The sequence below is a fragment of the Granulicella sibirica genome (assembly GCF_004115155.1).
In the GTDB taxonomy this organism is placed as follows: domain Bacteria; phylum Acidobacteriota; class Terriglobia; order Terriglobales; family Acidobacteriaceae; genus Edaphobacter; species Edaphobacter sibiricus.
This window is the reverse complement of the sequence record NZ_RDSM01000002.1, coordinates 13,445-30,145: the sequence shown is the minus strand read 5'-3', so window position 1 is coordinate 30,145 and position 16,701 is coordinate 13,445. Positions and strand designations below refer to the sequence as shown.

The 16,701-nt window shown below is 55.3% G+C and carries 15 protein-coding genes and 2 tRNA genes; 14 read left to right on the top strand and 3 right to left on the bottom strand.

What is annotated here, in order from left to right; genetic code table 11:
• Nucleotides 1-10 precede the first annotated feature (10 nt).
• The 9 genes from GRAN_RS11000 to GRAN_RS26650 all read left to right on the top strand — a co-directional run bounded on the left by GRAN_RS11000 (nucleotide 11) and on the right by GRAN_RS26650 (nucleotide 8,129).
• On the top strand, nucleotides 11-1,984 hold the full coding sequence (locus GRAN_RS11000; RefSeq protein ID WP_128913116.1) for a hypothetical protein: 1,974 nt from the start codon (nucleotides 11-13) through the stop codon (nucleotides 1,982-1,984).
• 75 nt (nucleotides 1,985-2,059) lie between these two features.
• A tRNA-Gly gene (locus tag GRAN_RS10995) sits at nucleotides 2,060-2,134 on the top strand.
• Nucleotides 2,135-2,237: 103 nt separating this feature from the next.
• A tRNA-Cys gene (locus tag GRAN_RS10990) sits at nucleotides 2,238-2,312 on the top strand.
• 102 nt (nucleotides 2,313-2,414) lie between these two features.
• On the top strand, nucleotides 2,415-3,611 hold the full coding sequence (locus GRAN_RS10985) for a tyrosine-type recombinase/integrase (RefSeq protein WP_241654503.1): 1,197 nt from the start codon (nucleotides 2,415-2,417) through the stop codon (nucleotides 3,609-3,611).
• 446 nt (nucleotides 3,612-4,057) lie between these two features.
• A complete protein-coding gene (locus GRAN_RS10980) occupies nucleotides 4,058-4,993 on the top strand; it encodes a LysR family transcriptional regulator (RefSeq protein ID WP_128913115.1) in 936 nt (311 codons plus the stop codon).
• A 480-nt stretch (nucleotides 4,994-5,473) separates the two neighbouring features.
• Nucleotides 5,474-5,926, top strand: a complete 453-nt coding sequence (locus GRAN_RS27020; protein ID WP_128913114.1) for a MarR family winged helix-turn-helix transcriptional regulator — start codon at nucleotides 5,474-5,476, stop codon at nucleotides 5,924-5,926.
• 36 nt (nucleotides 5,927-5,962) lie between these two features.
• On the top strand, nucleotides 5,963-6,307 hold the full coding sequence (locus GRAN_RS10970; protein ID WP_128913113.1) for a hypothetical protein: 345 nt from the start codon (nucleotides 5,963-5,965) through the stop codon (nucleotides 6,305-6,307).
• Nucleotides 6,291-7,742, top strand: a complete 1,452-nt coding sequence (locus GRAN_RS10965; RefSeq protein ID WP_241654502.1) for a DHA2 family efflux MFS transporter permease subunit — start codon at nucleotides 6,291-6,293, stop codon at nucleotides 7,740-7,742. Before GRAN_RS10970 ends, GRAN_RS10965 begins: the two co-directional genes overlap by 17 nt.
• Before the next feature lie 138 nt (nucleotides 7,743-7,880).
• Nucleotides 7,881-8,129, top strand: coding sequence for a helix-turn-helix domain-containing protein (locus GRAN_RS26650; RefSeq protein ID WP_277751223.1), 249 nt, complete (start codon nucleotides 7,881-7,883; stop codon nucleotides 8,127-8,129).
• A gap of 246 nt (nucleotides 8,130-8,375) precedes the next feature.
• Here the strand turns inward: GRAN_RS26650 and GRAN_RS10955 are convergent, their stop codons facing one another.
• Both GRAN_RS10955 and GRAN_RS10950 read right to left on the bottom strand, forming a co-directional pair.
• Nucleotides 8,376-9,140 (bottom strand): SDR family NAD(P)-dependent oxidoreductase, encoded by a 765-nt coding sequence (locus tag GRAN_RS10955; protein WP_128913111.1) that lies wholly within the window; start codon nucleotides 9,138-9,140, stop codon nucleotides 8,376-8,378.
• A gap of 79 nt (nucleotides 9,141-9,219) precedes the next feature.
• On the bottom strand, nucleotides 9,220-9,861 hold the full coding sequence (locus tag GRAN_RS10950; protein ID WP_128913110.1) for an NAD(P)-dependent oxidoreductase: 642 nt from the start codon (nucleotides 9,859-9,861) through the stop codon (nucleotides 9,220-9,222).
• Between the two features lie 145 nt (nucleotides 9,862-10,006).
• Between GRAN_RS10950 and GRAN_RS10945 the strand changes: the two genes are divergently transcribed.
• Nucleotides 10,007-10,558, top strand: a complete 552-nt coding sequence (locus GRAN_RS10945; RefSeq protein ID WP_128913109.1) for a MarR family winged helix-turn-helix transcriptional regulator — start codon at nucleotides 10,007-10,009, stop codon at nucleotides 10,556-10,558.
• A 2-nt stretch (nucleotides 10,559-10,560) separates the two neighbouring features.
• The gene (locus GRAN_RS10940; protein WP_128913108.1) at nucleotides 10,561-10,902 is read left to right on the top strand and encodes a YciI family protein; all 342 of its coding nucleotides are present in this window, start codon (nucleotides 10,561-10,563) and stop codon (nucleotides 10,900-10,902) included.
• A 307-nt stretch (nucleotides 10,903-11,209) separates the two neighbouring features.
• On the opposite strand, the gene GRAN_RS10935 is transcribed toward GRAN_RS10940, so the two are convergent.
• Nucleotides 11,210-12,136, bottom strand: coding sequence for a LysR family transcriptional regulator (locus tag GRAN_RS10935; protein ID WP_128913107.1), 927 nt, complete (start codon nucleotides 12,134-12,136; stop codon nucleotides 11,210-11,212).
• 212 nt (nucleotides 12,137-12,348) lie between these two features.
• Here GRAN_RS10935 and GRAN_RS10930 point away from each other — a divergent pair, with 212 nt between their 5' ends.
• The 3 genes from GRAN_RS10930 to GRAN_RS10920 all read left to right on the top strand — a co-directional run bounded on the left by GRAN_RS10930 (nucleotide 12,349) and on the right by GRAN_RS10920 (nucleotide 16,674).
• On the top strand, nucleotides 12,349-13,212 hold the full coding sequence (locus GRAN_RS10930) for an SDR family oxidoreductase (RefSeq protein WP_128913106.1): 864 nt from the start codon (nucleotides 12,349-12,351) through the stop codon (nucleotides 13,210-13,212).
• A gap of 382 nt (nucleotides 13,213-13,594) precedes the next feature.
• Complete coding sequence (locus GRAN_RS10925) at nucleotides 13,595-16,045, top strand: PAS domain-containing protein (RefSeq protein ID WP_128913105.1); 2,451 nt, start codon at nucleotides 13,595-13,597, stop codon at nucleotides 16,043-16,045.
• Nucleotides 16,046-16,062: 17 nt separating this feature from the next.
• A complete protein-coding gene (locus GRAN_RS10920) occupies nucleotides 16,063-16,674 on the top strand; it encodes a response regulator transcription factor (RefSeq protein WP_241654500.1) in 612 nt (203 codons plus the stop codon).
• Nucleotides 16,675-16,701: the final 27 nt, after the last annotated feature.

Genomic DNA, 16,701 nt, shown 5'->3' with positions numbered 1-16,701 from the left:
CCTGCACGCGATGACCCTCCCCTCCCACCGCCGATCGTCCCGCAAAGCCCGGCGCGCTTCCCTGGCCATCGCGGTAGCGGCGATGGGGCTTTTTCCTGGCGACAGCCGCGCCCAGCAACCCGCAGCCCCTTCGGCCACAGCCGCGGGCACTCCCGTCACGGCTCCACCCCTGCCGGAGCCGCAGAATCGCTCGGCCGCCGACGCCTACATCGCCGGGGCGCGTGCCCTCGAGCACAACGAGTCGGCAGTTGCCGAGAAGCATTTCGCCCGCGCCGTCGCTCTCGATCCCGCAAACAAGGACTACGCCCTCTCTCTCGCCGTCGCGCGCGAGCACCACCTCACCGACCTCGTACACAACGCCGCAGATGCACGAGAACGTGGCAGGAATGCCGATGCGGAGAAGTTCCTGGCCGAGGCTCGCATCCTCGATCCGCAGAACAGCGTCATCGCCCAGCATCCTGTGCCGGGAACACCCGAGCCGCGTCATTCCATGCTCGATATCGAGCCGAGGATCATACCGGGCGTCGGATTCACGGACGCCGTCGTCCTCAAGCCGGACACCACGACCAAGTCTTTCCATATCAAGGGGGATCGGCAGGATGCGATCCGTCAGGTCATGCAGGCCTTCGGCATCAAGACCGACTTCGACGAGTCCGCCGGGCACCAGAATCTTCGCTTCGATCTTGACGACACCACATACTCCCAGGCCGTGCCCATACTCTTTTCCATGAGCCACGTGTTTGCCGTCCCGCTCGATGCAAAGACTGTCCTCATCGCCAAGGACACGGCGGAAAACCACCAGAAGTTCGAACGCCAGGTCGAGGAGACCATCTTCGTCCCCGGCCAGACCGTGGAACAGATGAATGACCTCGGCAACGTCATCCGCAACCTCTTCGACGTGAAGCAACTGACCCTGCAGCAGACCCAGGGCAGCCTCGTCCTGCGGGCGCCCACAGACACGGTAAAGGCGATCAACATCACGCTTGCCGATCTTCTCGACGGCGGCTCCGAGGTCATCGTCGAGATGAAGCTCTACTCGATCGACACCTCTCGCACCCACGACATCGGTGGCCAGCCGCCGCAGTTCGGTGCCTATAACGTCTCGGCCGCCGCCCAGCAGCTCGTCTCGGCGAACCAGACGCTGGTGAACGAGGCAATCTCACAGGGGCTCATCAGTGCTACCGACAGCATCGTTGCCCAGGCATTCAAGCTGATCGCCTCCGGACTGGTCTCGAGCACGCTGTTGAGCAGCACGATCGGCATCCTGGGTGGAACGATCGATCCGACGACCGGCGCGGTCAGCAACGAGTTCACGACCACCGGAATCACCTCATCCTCGACCCTCACGTTCAACCTTGCGCTGAATTCTAGTGATTCGCGCGCTCTTGAAGATGTGCAGGCGCGCGTAGGCGATCGTCAGACCGCGACGTTTCGGTCGGGGATGCGCTACCCGATCACGACGTCAACCTACAGCACACCTTCGACCGCGGCACTCTCCGGCGTGAGCGTGAACGGCCAGAGCGCGTCGAGCCTGCTGTCGCAGTACCTCGGCACAAGCAGCGCGCTGACGATTCCCCAGGTCTCCTACGAAGACCTCGGCCTCACGCTGAAAGCCACGCCGAACGTGCAGAAATCCGGCCGCGTGAGCATGCACCTTGATCTCAAGCTCGAAGCGCTCACCGGAAGCGCGTTGAACGCCATACCAGTCCTCGCGAGCCGAACCCTGACCTCGGATGTAACGGTCAACGAAGGCGAAACCGCCCTCCTGGTGAGCACCGTCAGCAAGAGCGAGTCCTCGGCTGTCACCGGCCTGCCTGGTCTCACGGAGCTCCCCGGCTTCCAGGTTCCGACCGAGCAGAACGTGACCACGGACTCGAGCGAGCTCGTTCTGCTGATCACGCCTCACGTCGTCCGGCATCGTGCAAGCAATCTCGCCGGGCCTCGCATCGCGGTCAATGTGCCGCCGTCTTCGCGCGAAGACTGATCCGCTTATCCTCTGCAGAGGCGTGCGGTTCGTTGACCCAAAACCCCGAAGCCCGGTATACTCAATCTTGTGCGAGCGGGAGTAGCTCAGTGGTAGAGTGCTTCCTTGCCAAGGAAGATGTCGCCGGTTCGACCCCGGTCTCCCGCTCCAAATCAACCTCATCTGCGATACACTCTCCATACAATTCAGAGTCGGCGTGACGTCTTGCTCGGACGTGCTCCTGAGTTGAACGCAGTCTGACACGTTGATACGAGGCGCGGTACCCAAGTGGTAAGGGAGAGGTCTGCAAAACCTTTATGCGTCGGTTCGATCCCGACCCGCGCCTCCAAATTTATCTCATTGAAAATAAACGGCTTGACTTTATCAGTTTTAGTTTTGTGCTATTCGTGTGCTAACCTCTTCGGAGATTCGATCCGAAGACCCCGCTCCGATGACACAACCCGTTCAAATTTCGGCCGTGCCCTCCATAACGATCTTCGTCCGCCATACGAACGAGTGCCCTCGTAAAGCGGATGAGTTCTATAAGAACTGCCGGTGCCACAAGCACCTCCGCTGGACCTATGCTGGACGACAACATCGACAAGCAGCACGTACCAGAATTTGGAAACTTGCTGAGGACGCTCGCCGGAAGATTGAGGCCCAGTATGAGGCCGCAGACCCAACAAAGCCTATCCAGTCGGTCTCGGTAGAGGCAAAGGCTGCGGTCACAATCGAACGGGCCGTGCAGCTATACGTCCTTGACAAGCGATCGCAGGGTCTAGGGGGCGGAGTCCTCAAGAAATACGAGCGGGAGCTGGAACGGTTCGCCAATTTTATGGCTCAGCGTTCAAAACGCTTTCCCCATGAAATTGCCTTGGATACACTCACGGAGTTCCGCGCCGAGTGGAGTGATACCTACCCGTCATCAACCACCCGCGCGAAGGTCCAGGAACGACTCCGAGGATTTCTGCGGTATTGCTACGAAGCACGTCTGATCGACCGGGTACCTAGCCTCTCCCCGATTAAAGTCGATGAACCTCCCACCATGCCTCTCGCTCCAGAGCAATATAGTCGTCTCCTTGAAGTCATTCCCGATGAATTCCCCGCTCCAAAAGCTCAAAGGGTTCACGCTTTCGTTCAGCTCATGCGGTTCAGTGGACTCGCAGTGGGGGACACGGTGAGACTGGAGAGGGACGAACTCCTCTTTGATTCAAAAAAGAGAATATACAGGGTCGTAACAGACCGGCAGAAAACAGGGACTGATGTCTCTGTAGCACTTCCGCCACAGGTCGCTTCCGAGGTCATCTCCGCAATGAAACTCAATCGCCATCCAAAACACATTTTCTGGAACACCGGGACCGGAAAGCTTCAGACGGCGGTCACCAACTGGCAGCACGATCTCAGGCAGATCTTCAGGGCAGCAGGACAACTGGAGGGCCATCCTCACCAGCTTCGGGATACGTTCGCAGTGTCGTTGCTTGAGAGAGGAGTCCCACTGGAAGAGGTGTCGAAATTACTCGGACACACGTCGATCAAGACGACTGAGAAGTATTACGCGAAGTGGGTGAAGGCGAGACAAGATCGATTGGATGATCTCGTAATGGCGACCTGGGCTAGCGGCCCAGCACTGGTCGAGACTAGAGCTTAGAACACGCTAGGAGGCGGCAGTACGTCTCCGATGATGGACTCGAATCAAAACGCTTTCGGGGATTCTGAGCGTTACATACGGTCGCTTATGACGGGTTTCACCGTGTCCCCACCAGAGCACTCCGTCTTCGCCTTCAAATATCTTTTTGATAACTTTCTCACTGAGATGCCACATCTCCGAGACCTCTCCTACGGAGTAATGCCTTTCGAGGGCAACGGAGTGCGGCCGCTCCGACTGCGGCGGTTTACGTGGCGGATAATCTAGGCTCATACGTCGCTCCCGAACGCTATGCCTAAGCATGTGTACTCTTTCGATTCCCGTCCAATGAAAAGTTGTGCGGGAACTATTACTCGGCGGAATAGTGCTTCGGCCAACCCAGAAGAAAGTCAGTCACATCTTAGTTAGGAGGCAGGGGTTCCACAGGTCTTGTCCGGAGTTTTGGGCCCATGAGTCAGATTGATTTTCGTCTCCTTCAATCCGCCATCGTGTTAGCCGATGAGTTGAACTTCTCTCGTGCCGCTTCCCGCCTCCATCTGACCCAACCTGGGCTCACCAAGCAGATACAGGATCTGGAGTCGCAACTGGGCGTCAAAGTATTTGTGCGAAGCAGCCAAGGAGTTGAGGTCACAGAACCTGGCCTGGTCTTCATTGAACACGCGAAACTCGCGGTGTTTCATTTGGAACGCGCCGTACATTTGACTCGCGCGGCGGCCAAAGGAGCGGAGGTCGTCGTCAACTTTGGAAGCTCTCCATACATTGACCCGTACATCATTTCGACGATGCTTTCTGTCCGGCTTCCACTCTTTCCAACCATGCGTGTTCATACTCACAGTCATTTCTCGCAAGAACTGATGCGCCAAGTCAGTTCGGGCGAATTAGACATTGCCATCGTCGCGGCGGGAGAAGAAAACTCACGGCTGAATTTCTTAGAACTTGAAAGTCATCACTTATTCGCCCTTATGCAAGCGGAGGACGCCATCGCGCGAAAGCGAGCCGCATATTTGGACGACTTTGATGATCGAGTGTGGGTGCTATTTGGAAAACATGTCCATCCTACGATGCATGATTCGATCCTCTCTCGGGCCAAAGAGCTCGGAATTGCGCCTCGCGAAATTCAATATTTCACGACAGCAGAAGAGGCAGCGCACCTTGTGGTCAAGCATGAAGGAGTAGCATTCTTGACTCGCACTGGCGCTTGGCGGGTCGCACGAAACGGATTAACGATGCGCCCTCTGGATGAACCAACCCTTACGGTGAAAACAACGCTCATTACTCGCGCGGACGACCGAACTCGTTTGACCAGCGAGTACGTGAGATCAGCTAAGAGGAAGTTCGAACGGAAGAGCGACGGCGACCAGCAGAGGCTTCCATTGGCCGTCTAGCGGCGGAGACGCTCGTCTGTCTCTTCAATCACCGCCTCGTTCAAGGGACCTTCATGTTCACATTGTGAACAATGAAAAACACCGGCAACATCAGGCGTCCCATCCGGATCTTCCCGCCGCGATGCACGCCCGCATTTGAGGCAGACGTGGACGTGGATAAGGTGGGGTGATAAAGGACCTTCATTCTTGCTTTTCAAGGTCACGCCTCCAAGGCGGGCAGCATAGACCCGCTTAAGCCGAAAAGCGCAGCCCGCCGTTGCAAATCAATGTTTTCTCTGAAATGAAGTCATCATGCAGCAGGAACGCGATCGCCTGAGCGACGTATCCGAGACGTTCCCACTTTCCCGTCGATACGATAGGCCACCCTCACCCATCGATTTCAACCCAGTCATTGTTCTCTGCCTCCGTCATAGAACTTCAATATAAACCAATACACAGTAAAACTGTACAGTAATACTGTGTACCTGTTATTCTGTGCTTATGGTTACTGACTCAAAAGCCTCAGAAGGATCACGACTAGCGGCACTAGCGGGTGAACTCCGCGTTTCGATTGGCAAACTCAATCGACGTCTTCGGGAGCAGGCGCATCCAGGCGACTTTACCTCGGCTCAGAAATCAGTCGTTCATCGCTTGGAGCGAGATGGCCCCGCAACGGTTGCGGGCCTCGCGAAGGCCGAAAGCGTTCGTCACCAATCGATGCGTGTAACGGTCGCCAGCTTGGAAACGCTCAAAGTTGTGAGCGGTGAGCCCGATCCAACCGATGGACGACAAACCATCTTCTCCCTGACACCCGTCTTTCAGAAGTCTCTCAAGACCGGCCGCGTGGCACGTGAGGACTGGCTCCTTCGAGCCCTCCATGCACAGCTCGCACCCAGAGAACAGGAAGCGCTCTCCTCCGCGGTGGAATTGCTTAACCGCGTTGGCGATTTTTAAGTTCGCGGATCTACTCAACAAAAGGCGGGTTGAACAATGGAATGGTTGCATTACATCTCTTATTTTTTTGGTGGCTTCTTCCTCTGCAATACGATTCCACATTTCGTGAGCGGAATGACAGGTCGTCCCTTTCAAAGCCCCTTTGCCAAGCCGCCCGGTAGGGGACTCTCTTCTTCGACCGTAAACATGCTGTGGGGGTTTCTCAATCTACTCATTTCGTATGTCTTGATCTGTCGCGTGGGAGACTTCAGGCTGCGTTCCACAACCCACGCGGCTGCCTTCGGATTCGGTTTTCTCCTGATGGGTTTGCAGGCCGCGCGCCATTTCGGCCACTTCTATGGCGGTAATTCTCCGGAGGACTCCAGTGCCGACACCCACTGACGACTCTGCTGAATCGGATCTCCTTGATCCTTTGATCTGGAAGATAAGCTCGGTCGCCGTACTCGGTTCTTTTATCTCGCAACTGGATGCGACGGTTGTTAACGTTTCTCTTTCCAGTCTTGCTGCTACGTTACACAGCAGCCTTTCGACGATCCAATGGGTCACAAGCGGCTATCTTCTCGCACTAGCGCTGATGCTGCCGCTGAGCGGCTGGCTGGTTGACCGCCTTGGAGCTAAGGCCCTTTATCTTTGGTGCTTATCCGCGTTCACCATCTCTTCAGCGTTCTGTGGACTTGCCTGGTCCGCGAATTCGTTGATTGGATTTCGCGTTCTACAGGGTATGAGCGGAGGCCTGTTGGCGCCGATGGCTCAAATGATGATGGCGCGCGCTGCCGGAAAACGAATGGCTAGCGTGATGGGCTTTGCGGCAATGCCCATCTTGATAGCGCCCATCCTGGGCCCAGTGATCGCAGGTGCGATCCTGCAATTCGCATCCTGGCGATGGCTTTTTCTGGTAAACCTTCCGATCGGCGTCTTAGCGATTTTCCTTGCTTTCCTGTTCCTGCCTAACGATCGTGCAGAGACGAAGCCCCGCGATCTTGACCTTCTCGGCCTCGCACTTTTGTCTCCTGGTCTGGTGCTGTTTCTTTACGGATCAGATCACATTCTCGATCGCTCGGGTTTTCTGTTTCTCGCTTTCTCCATTGTCTTGTTCATCGGTTTTCTCAAGTGGGCAACCAAAAAGGGAGATCGCGCTCTCCTTGACCTGCGCTTGTTCAAGGGCAAGGCTTTTTCGGCGGCTGCCATTACTCAATTCATGGCGAACGGCACCTCTTTCGCCGGACAGATGCTCATTCCTATCTTTCTCATCCGCGTCGGGGGACGTTCTCCCAGCGCAACTGGTCTGCTGCTGGCTCCACTTGGTCTGGGCATGATGTGCGGCTATCCATTTGTAGGAACATGGGTGAAACGGTTCGGGAACCGTAAGGTATCGGCTGGAGGGGCGTTATTGGCGCTTGTTGGCACTTTGCCTTTTGTCTACATGGCGTGTCACGGGCTTGCTATCGCGATTCTCGCATGTGCACTTTTCATCCGAGGCGTCGGTCTTAGCAGTGTTGGCGTTCCTTCCATCTCTGCCGCGTACTCCTCGGTAAAGAAGCAAGACCTGCCAATGGCGACGACGACTCTGAACATCGTCATGCGCATCGGTGGCCCGACTCTTACGACTGTATGTGCGACCTTTCTAGGGTGGAGATTAGGTACTGCCCACACCGGCCACGCAGCGCAGGGAGCGTTCACAGCGGCTTTTCTTCTTCTCTGCGCTTTCCATGCCTTCTTGTTCGCCGCCGCGATGAGACTTCCCCACTCGGCGGCGCGAAGAAACGAGCAAGCTCCTGATACCGCCCTGAGAGCTCTCGAGAGCGTTTCTGAGTGAGAGGTACGCAAGCGAGGCACAGAGGATTTCTCAGTGCGATGCCGCAAGCGCTTTGGTTTGGCTTAACGTTTGGCATCTTCACCGCGGGGGGATTTCTTACGCAGATACAAAGAAGGAGATCTTCCCCTCTTGAACCAGGTGGAATGCGCCCTGCTTCGTCTCGCCCGAAAGAGGAATGTCCTTTTCTTGTACCCGGCGCTCCGTCCACAGATCGCTCGCGCAAAAGGCAGACTCCGGGGCAAACAGCCTAAGCTGTCAGACAAACAGCAGAAGGAGTTGAGCCGCATGCATGGAACTGGCCAGTACACGATCAGCGACTTGGCGGAGTTATTCTCCATCTCTAGGCCGACGGTATACCGGACGCTTCTCCGTTCTGCCCGACCGTGACGTTTCTAATATTTGAAGCGTATCGGCCGTTCGCTTCAGTGCTCGGTGGGTACTTTGGCGATTTGGCACCAATCCAGGAACATTGTGAGGCGATGCGTGTGTCAGAATTTATGAGGCACACCGATGCAGCAGACAACATCGAGCGTTCTTGCTCCAGAGTGAGCTCAGAGAGCAAAATCCTCAGGTAACACGATGACTGGTAAGCCCACTTAAAAACCAGGTGACTTCACCTGGCCGCTGTTTGTGTCAATACGTTCCGCCATCGACAGCAAGCGTACTGCCGGTGATATAGGACGCCTCATCAGAGGCGAGGAACGCCACAGCGGCGGCGATCTCTTCCGGCTGTGCCAGACGTCGCAACGCTGACGTGGCTTTCATCAACCGGTCAAACGGCAGGTCTTCCAGTCCCGGCCGCACATATAGCTTCCCCGCATCTTTTGCCATATTCGTTTGTGTGCCCCCAGGTGCAACGGCGTTGATGGTGATTCCACGTTCGCCCAGCTCTGGCGCCAGATTAAGGACCATTGCTGAAACGGCAGCTTTGCTAGCGGCGTAAAGCGTATGGTGCAAGACGGAACGGCGGGCACTGACCGACGAAGTCAGCACTATTCGCCCGCCGGACGGGATGTGACGGGAAGCGGCTTGAGTCACGAAAAGCTGTCCGGCGACGTTAATGGAAAACACACGGGTGAAATCTTCCTGGGTGATATCTTCCAACTTGCCGAAATGCTCCACTCCGGCATTGCTGACCAAGATATCGATGACTCCGAAGGTACTGACCACGTGCTCGATGAGTGCGTCACAGTCTGCACCTTTGCTCATGTCGGCTTGAAAAGCGCTTGCTTTGTAGCCTTTATCCTTCAGGTCCGAGATCAATTCGTCAGCCATCTCAGACTGATCTCTATAGTCGATGACGACCGTTGCTCCATCGCTGGCGAGTCGAGTAGCTATGGCTTTTCCAATACCTTGGCTCGCACCTGTCACAACTGCAACTTTATTAAGAAAGTTCATATCTGTATTAGCCTTCACCTATTCGCTTGCGTGTTCTGCCGACTCGAAAACGTGGTCGGGCGTTCGTGATGCCTTGCGCTCACGCGACTCCCGACGTAATTACCGGCGATTGGCAAGCCCAGCGTCGATCCTCAAGCTCGGTGATGAGGAAGTGGGCAACATCCGCTCGCGCGATGCTGCCCCCATGGAAGTCGGTCAAATCCGTGAGGGCGCGTATGTTGCCAGTGGCGGGGTCGTCAGTCAGGTTGGTGGGTCTAACGATTGTCCAATCGAGACCGCTCTTGCGAATCTCATCTTCTTGCCGATCTTTATCTTTGTAAATTGAGCTAAGGAGCAGCGGCTGAGCGATGTGGTCGTACAGAAAGCCGCCATGACCATGACTGTCCCCCGCGCCGATCCCGGTGATGCACAACAGACGCTTGATGGCCTTCTTGTGCATCTCGCCGATCAGGACGCGCGTCGCGGTCGAGAGAAGCGTCTCTTTGTGGAGCAGGGCAAGTTTCGTTCCCAACGCGCTGATGACGCTATCACACCCGGCCAGTGCCTTTGCGACGGCTTGGCCATCCAAGGCGTCGCCTTGAATGATGTCAGCTCCAGGGAGTAGCGGCGTAGCGTCCGCGGCTGAGAGCGCCAATGCGTTCACTTGGTAGCCATTAGCTAGCGCTTGTAGAACGATCTCTCTCCCTGTGCCGCCGGTCGCGCCGATGACGAGAATCCTCATTGTCTGCCTCCTTGGAGCAACGTTCTGCGATACCAATCCGGTGTCGTTGTTCAGGTTCACGAAGCACTTTGTTCCGTGCTGAAGTCATAAAGCTATCACACGATAGCTATTATGTGATAACTATATTCAGAAGGGAGGATTTCGAGTGGACGACGACGTTACACACCTTTCTGATCTCGCGGAGCTGATCCTAGCGATCGCGCGCTTGATCCAATCTGCGGGCGATCAGACGTTCCCAACAGGCACGCCCATCGAGATCAGCGTCTTGAGGTTTATCAATCACAACCCCGGCACTTCCGCGCGCGCTGCTTCTGAGGCCACCCTTCTTACTTCCAGCAATTTCAGTAGGGTGCTGCGCGGCCTTGAGGAAAGAGGTTTTGTAAATCGGACGGTTGACCCGAACGATGCTCGGCGGGTACGCCTCTATCCAACTGCACTTGCAACCGAGACCCGCCGGCGGCTCGGCGAAGAATGGTACCGGCTGTTGGGAGGAATCGAGGCCGATCCGGCCAAGATCGATCACCTGATCGCGACGTTGCAGCGCATCGAAGGTGAACTTGTCTCACGGCGGCGACAAGACGGCGCGCCAGACGGCTTGCTCAAGAGTAAGCTCTCCCGTCATCTCGACTCGAGAGCACCAGGGGTCCAACCAAACACTTCAAGCAAAAGAACTTTGTCCCGCTCCAAAGGAGACTGATAATGACCGAAATGCCCACAAAAAACCCAAAGATCTTGTACGCCATGCTGCGGCACACGAAGGACGGCGGTAAGCTGCACGAACACCTGTCAGAGCACTTGGAATGGATGCACGGCAACGAGAAGGACGGTCGCGTGTTCATGTCGGGGCCGACCGATGGGAGCGAACTAAACGGTCTGACGATCATCGAGGCCGCCTCACGCGAGGTCGCCGATGAGCTCGCCCAGCAGGATCCATTGATCCGGTCCGGCGCAGTGACGTACTCGCTGCATACCTGGAACGTCAACGAGGGGCGGATCGCGCTCACCCTTTACCTCTCCAATCAGTCAGCCTTGCTCGGTTGAACAGCAACGATAGAAACTCTGGCTGGTCGGTCAAAGTGTTGGCGCGGCATGAGCAATGACACCATTGGATGTCGCATAATTCTGCGTCTCGTAGTCAGCTTCCCGGAAGCAATCAGCCCATGCATTCTCATTTGGCGAAACAGGCCGTGTCACTCACTGGGTCGAGATTCAGATTCGACTAGTGCGGCAACTCAGTCGACTCTTAACATACCCGTTGGACCGCCAACTAGCGCTAAAGAAAACCCACCAACTAATGCTGAAGGTCACAGCATCAGCCTTCCGGCTGAACGGTAATCTTTTCGAGTTGTCAATCCGTGAAGATCCCTTTGGAGTCACACCCATGCAGCCGCGGATCGCGAGCCGTGCCAATGTACTCTCCCAAAAAGTCAAGCATAACCCGAACCTTCGGAGTCAAGTGGGATTGACCTGAAAAAATTGCGCAGAGCGTGAGTGAAGGCAAATTCCAGCGTGGGAGAACGGAAACGAGATTGTTGGCCGCTTCAGGCCACTTTGCCATGTACACCGGCAGTACTGCGATACCGAAGTGTTTCAAGGTGAGTTCCATCAGCGCCATAGGGTCCATAATGGCGACTCGAAACTGAATGTTTGGACTAATCGTTTGATTACCTCGACTCAACTTCCATGGTCCATGCCCAATGCACGTATGCGAGAGAAGGTCTTCGGGTCGGGCTGGAGTGCCGGAGGCCTTGATGTAGCCTGCACTCGCAAAAAGTCCTCGCCTCACTCCAGGGTATGGGCGTAGCCGCCGAATAGAGTCACGCGGCACGCGCACCTTGAACAAAATGTCAACATCGTCTCGCGATTCGTGGTCGCCTCCAGGAGCATACGGCTCAATTTCAACCCTTAGATCGGGGTACCGTTCAAGAAATTCATTGAGCAAGGGAGCAAAAATAAAGCGCCCCATAGTGCTTGGGCACGCGATCTTCAATAGACCAGCAGGCCTCTCACGCGTGGCAACGAGAGTCTCGCCGCCTTCATTCAGGGTGCGTAGGGCACGTCGGCATACCTGCAGATAGTCTCTGCCAAAATCGGTAAGGACAAGCCCTCGGGAGCTCCTACGGATGAGCAAAACGCCCAAGCTTTTCTCCAAGCGCGTCAGGGCTCTGCTCACCGTCGAGGTTGGCAGCTTGAGCTTCCCCGCGGCGGAAGTCAAGGTGCCTTCCTGTCCGACCACAGCAAAGATGCGGATGTCATTTAGATCGGCTACTTCCATAAAGCAATTCTAGTCTGTAATGATCCTCTAATCTTGAAGTTCCCCCTTACAGTTACTGGTCTCCAAATTGCATTCATGCAATATCGCTTTGCGGTTGAGTAGATATCGATTCCACTAAGTCGAGGCATCCTTTACTAAGACAATGTTCGCAATCTGCATGTTCATTGTCTACGACTAATACGCTGCAAACGAGGCACTACGGGAGGGTAAAGATGAGGATTCTGGCAATTGGAGGCACCGGCAATGTCGGTGGCAACGTGGTTTCAGAGCTGCTGAAGCGGGGTGCGGCCGTCCGTGTGCTTGCGCGCAAGGAGCCCGAGGCCAGCAAGGCCCAGGCTGGTGTAGACGTTGCCATCGGAGACCTGCTCGACCCAGTATCCGTCGAAAAGGCAATGGACGGAGTGGATAAGCTCTTTCTCCTGAACGCCGTCGTTACGGACGAGTTGACGCAGGCGCTGATCGCTTATGGCATCGCAAAGCGGGTCGGCCTGAAGCACATCACCTATCTGTCTGTTTTCAAGGTTGATCAGTTTCGCGATGTGCCTCACTTTGCGTCCAAACTCGCAGTGGAGGGTGCCCTCCATGAATTTGGAATGCCGTACACCATCCTGCGTCCGGCCTATTACATCCAGAACGATCTGGGCCTCAGGGATGCGTTGACGAAGGCCGGCGTGTATCCCATGCCGCTCGGCACCGCCGGCATTGCTGCGGCAGATGTGAGAGACATTGCCGAAGTAGCAGCGATTTCACTGACTGAAGAGGGACATGAAGGTCAAACTTACGACATCGTTGCGCCTACTCCTATCAGCGGTCCAGGCAATGCAGCCCTGTGGAGCAAATTGCTGGGCAAAGAGATCAAGTACACCGGTCACGACTTCGATCAGTGGGAGCGCGGGATGCGCGCCCGGATGCCAAGCTGGAGCGCCTACGACCTCCGCATGATGTTTCAGGGCTACTTCGAGCGCGGCTTCGCCTCAACCGAAACGGAGGTCGTCCGCCTGACGAAGTTGCTTGGTCGTACACCACATAGCTACGAAGATTTTGCCACAGAAACAGCTGAGGCATGGAAGTCCTAATCTGCCTGCCGTCCAGCAGTCCGCACTGGCGACCACGCAAGCACTTGGAGTGAAGGATGATCAAGCACCATAAGGAAAACTTGCCAGATCGTGCTGCAATGCTTGCTATGCGTGCGTTGCTTGCGGTTCAGCCGAAGTTAAAGTTTGGGCCGGAGACTCGACCCGAATTCGATAGTTTGATGTGGAGCCTTTTGACGTCGATATGACTACATGACAGGGGGACTTTGTCCGCGCTGACGTTTACTGCCGGCAATGCCGACGAAACTCCGTTTGGTCTGTCGGCTTCGGCATCAGCTTAGTCGCACTTATGCAAACCGTGCCGAGGGGTCTGCGTACGCTCCAGCAGTTGGTCCGGAAAATCCATATCGGGAGGGTCTAGGCTATGCTTTCTTCTTTCAATGATTCTTCTTCGGATGTTCCTTCCGCTGCGCCAAGCACCGATTTAGAGAGTTTCGTCGAACTAAGTACCGCCTTGGAGATTGTGCGGACGCTTTCTTCAGAGACGGTCAATGACAATCTGCTCAGCGCGCTGATGAAGGCAGCATTCAGACATGGAGGTGCGGATCGTGGCCTGCTCGTGCGTCTCCGCGACGGAAACTTGCGTATTGAAGCGTCCGCGCTTTTGGATTGCGGTGAAGTCGAAGTCAGTCTGTTGCAGACTGATTGCTCACCATCAGCAGGTCCTCTACAAGTGTTCAGGCGGTTAATCGACACAAAGCAGGCGGTTAGCATCGGAGACTGCGCGGAGGGCCACCCCTTCTCAGAAGACGAGTACCTCCGTTCCTCTACAGTCCGCTGCATGCTTTGTCTTCCTCTCATCCGAGATGTCGAGGTTGAAGGGATCCTCTTCCTCGAACACAACCTCAAGGCGAAGGTGTTCACACCGGCTCGGAGGGCGGTTCTCGATCTGATTGCTGCTCAAGGAGCACAATCACTATGCAATGTCGAGCTCTATGCTAAAATTCCTCGGTCCGACGACTGGATTCGGCCAGCCCTGAACACCATTCCAATTTTGGTGATCACGCGGGATTGCGACGGTGTCGCAGACTTCCACAATCAAAACTGGCTGGACTATACAGGCCTCACCGCCGACGAGGCTCGCGGGGATGGATGGAGGGTTATCTTGCACCCCGAAGATGCCGCTCAGAACGCTGAACAGAGTCAAGCGGACATAGCTGCGGGCAGGGCTGGCAATTATGAGGCGCGTCTTCGTGGCCGGGATGGGCAATACCGGTGGTTCAGCACATACACTGTCCCTCTGCGAGGGGAATCAGGAGAGATTGAGAAGTGGTACGGCGCCTGTATAAATATCGACGACCTAAAAAGTGAGGAACAACGGGCGAGGAAAAGCGAGAGCTTTTTGAATGAGGCACAGCGCATGACCCACTGTGGCAGCTGGACATGGGATATACAGAATAATTGCTTCCCTTCATGGTCAAAAGAAATGTTTCGAATTCTAGGGTGTGACCCGGATACTACATCTCCCACGTTCGAACTCATTGCTGGGAGGATCCATCCCGAAGATCTCTCATCGGTAGACGTTGGGTTGGAAGAAATCGCGGCCGGGGTGCGTGCAGAATTCTTATCGTATTTTCGGATTGTTGATCCGGACGGCAAAATCAGACAGATGCAGGTGATCGCTCACCCTGTAATGAACGCGAAGGGAGACGTTATTGAGATAGTGGGTACGACCATGGACGTCAACGAGCAACATCTTCGAGAACAGGCAATCCGTGAAAGCGAAGAAATGCTGCGTCTTACCGTCAAGACGATACCTGGGCTATGGTCCGCGGCGGCGGATGGGTACGTCGATTCCATCAATGGACACTACCTAAGTTACCGTCCCGCTGATGAAGCCGGTGAGTTGGCGGCCCAGAGCTGGCTGAGCCGCATTCATCCGGAGTTCGTGGACGAGGTCACCCACCAATGGAATCATGCCGTGGCCACCGGAGAACCCTTTCAAGCTGAATTTCAACGCATGCAGCCGGATGGAGCTTATCGTTGGTTTCAGAGTTGTGGTTGGCCCCTGCGAAACTCATCGGGAAAAATCATCCGCTGGTATGGATTGCTGGTGGATATGAATGAACCACATCGCAGAGAGCAAGAGGTACAACGACTGCATTTGAGTCTTGCACGAGCGATGAGAGTCGCGACCGCCGGCGAGCTTGCTGCGTCGATTGTTCATGAAGTCAGTCAACCAGTCGCTGCAATCCTATCGAACGCCGAAGCTTCGATGCACTGGTTGGACGAAAGAACCTTGAACCTGCCGAATGCTCGTCGTGACATCGGCAGGATTGTCCGCGATGCTAATGGGGCGGGTGATGTCATGACCCGTGTGAGAGAACTGTTCAGGAGATCGGCCCCGGTGGCGAGTCCGCTCAACCTTACCGAAATTATTTCCGAAGTGCTTCGGCTAGTCCAAAATGAACTCTCAAAACGTCAGATAGCCGTTCAGACTGACTGGCAAGGCAATCTGCCCGTAGTATGGGGCGACCGAGTGCAGATCCAACAAGTGATCCTCAACTTGCTTATCAACGCAATGGATGCCATGGAAGGAATCAACGAGCTGCCACGAAGAGTTATCGTGCGGCTGAGCCAACAAAGCAATGAGGAGCTGTTGATTGAAGTCCGGGACCAGGGTATTGGGGTGAAGGATGGAAACGACGTTTTCGAAAGCTTCTTTACTACCAAGGATCACGGTATCGGGATGGGTCTGTCAATTTGCAAATCCATTATTGAAGCGCACAGAGGTCGGATTTGGATGGAGCCATGTGAGAGTCCGGGGGCGTCTTTTCGCTTTACTCTACCCGTAGGGCGCTGGGATCGATCATGAAAACTCAAGAGTCTCCCATGGTCTTCATTGTCGACGACGACCTTAGGGTGCGTGAGGCTTTTTGCAGTTTATTAACTTCGGCCGGCTACTGTGTGGTTGCTTTTGCGACAGCGACTGAGTTTCTAGAGTCAAGCAAACCCGATTGTCCTAGCTGTTTGATACTTGATCTTGAATTACCAGATATCAACGGCCTTGCGGTGCAGAAGCAAATCCGCGAAGGTCATGGTCCACCCATTATCTTCATTACAGGTCATGGCGACATTCCGACCTCGGTTAGGGCTATTAAGTCCGGCGCGATTGAATTTCTCCTCAAGCCGGTCAAGAAAGACACGCTCTTTCCGGTAGTAGAGGAGGCGCTCATGCGCGATCGCGCTGCGCGAGAAGCGAGATTTCAGCAATCGGAGTTGCGCAAGCGGTACGCAAAGTTGACTCCGCGTGAGCGCGAAGTTCTTCCCTTCGTGGTATCAGGGTTCGCGAACAAGAATACAGCAGCGGAATTAGGGAACAGCGGGTTCACGATCGGGATTCAGCGCGGCCAGGTGATGCGAAAGATGGGTGCCCAATCACTAGCCGAGCTAATTAGAATGGCGGATAGGCTGGGGATTCACGCACTAGACCGCAATTGCTAGTGCTCTGATATACATCCATTGTCTCTT

What these genes read in the sequence shown, in the direction of transcription:
- GRAN_RS10940 (WP_128913108.1), top strand. Translation starts at nt 10,561, where the DNA reads ATGACCGAAATGCCCACAAAAAACCCAAAGATCTTGTACGCCATGCTG.
- GRAN_RS10985 (WP_241654503.1), top strand. Translation starts at nt 2,415, where the DNA reads ATGACACAACCCGTTCAAATTTCGGCCGTGCCCTCCATAACGATCTTC.
- GRAN_RS27020 (WP_128913114.1), top strand. Translation starts at nt 5,474, where the DNA reads ATGGTTACTGACTCAAAAGCCTCAGAAGGATCACGACTAGCGGCACTA.
- GRAN_RS10970 (WP_128913113.1), top strand. Translation starts at nt 5,963, where the DNA reads ATGGAATGGTTGCATTACATCTCTTATTTTTTTGGTGGCTTCTTCCTC.
- GRAN_RS10935 (WP_128913107.1), bottom strand. Translation starts at nt 12,136, where the DNA reads ATGGAAGTAGCCGATCTAAATGACATCCGCATCTTTGCTGTGGTCGGA.
- GRAN_RS10925 (WP_128913105.1), top strand. Translation starts at nt 13,595, where the DNA reads ATGCTTTCTTCTTTCAATGATTCTTCTTCGGATGTTCCTTCCGCTGCG.
- GRAN_RS10920 (WP_241654500.1), top strand. Translation starts at nt 16,063, where the DNA reads ATGGTCTTCATTGTCGACGACGACCTTAGGGTGCGTGAGGCTTTTTGC.
- GRAN_RS10955 (WP_128913111.1), bottom strand. Translation starts at nt 9,140, where the DNA reads ATGAACTTTCTTAATAAAGTTGCAGTTGTGACAGGTGCGAGCCAAGGT.
- GRAN_RS10950 (WP_128913110.1), bottom strand. Translation starts at nt 9,861, where the DNA reads ATGAGGATTCTCGTCATCGGCGCGACCGGCGGCACAGGGAGAGAGATC.
- GRAN_RS10980 (WP_128913115.1), top strand. Translation starts at nt 4,058, where the DNA reads ATGAGTCAGATTGATTTTCGTCTCCTTCAATCCGCCATCGTGTTAGCC.
- GRAN_RS10930 (WP_128913106.1), top strand. Translation starts at nt 12,349, where the DNA reads ATGAGGATTCTGGCAATTGGAGGCACCGGCAATGTCGGTGGCAACGTG.
- GRAN_RS11000 (WP_128913116.1), top strand. Translation starts at nt 11, where the DNA reads ATGACCCTCCCCTCCCACCGCCGATCGTCCCGCAAAGCCCGGCGCGCT.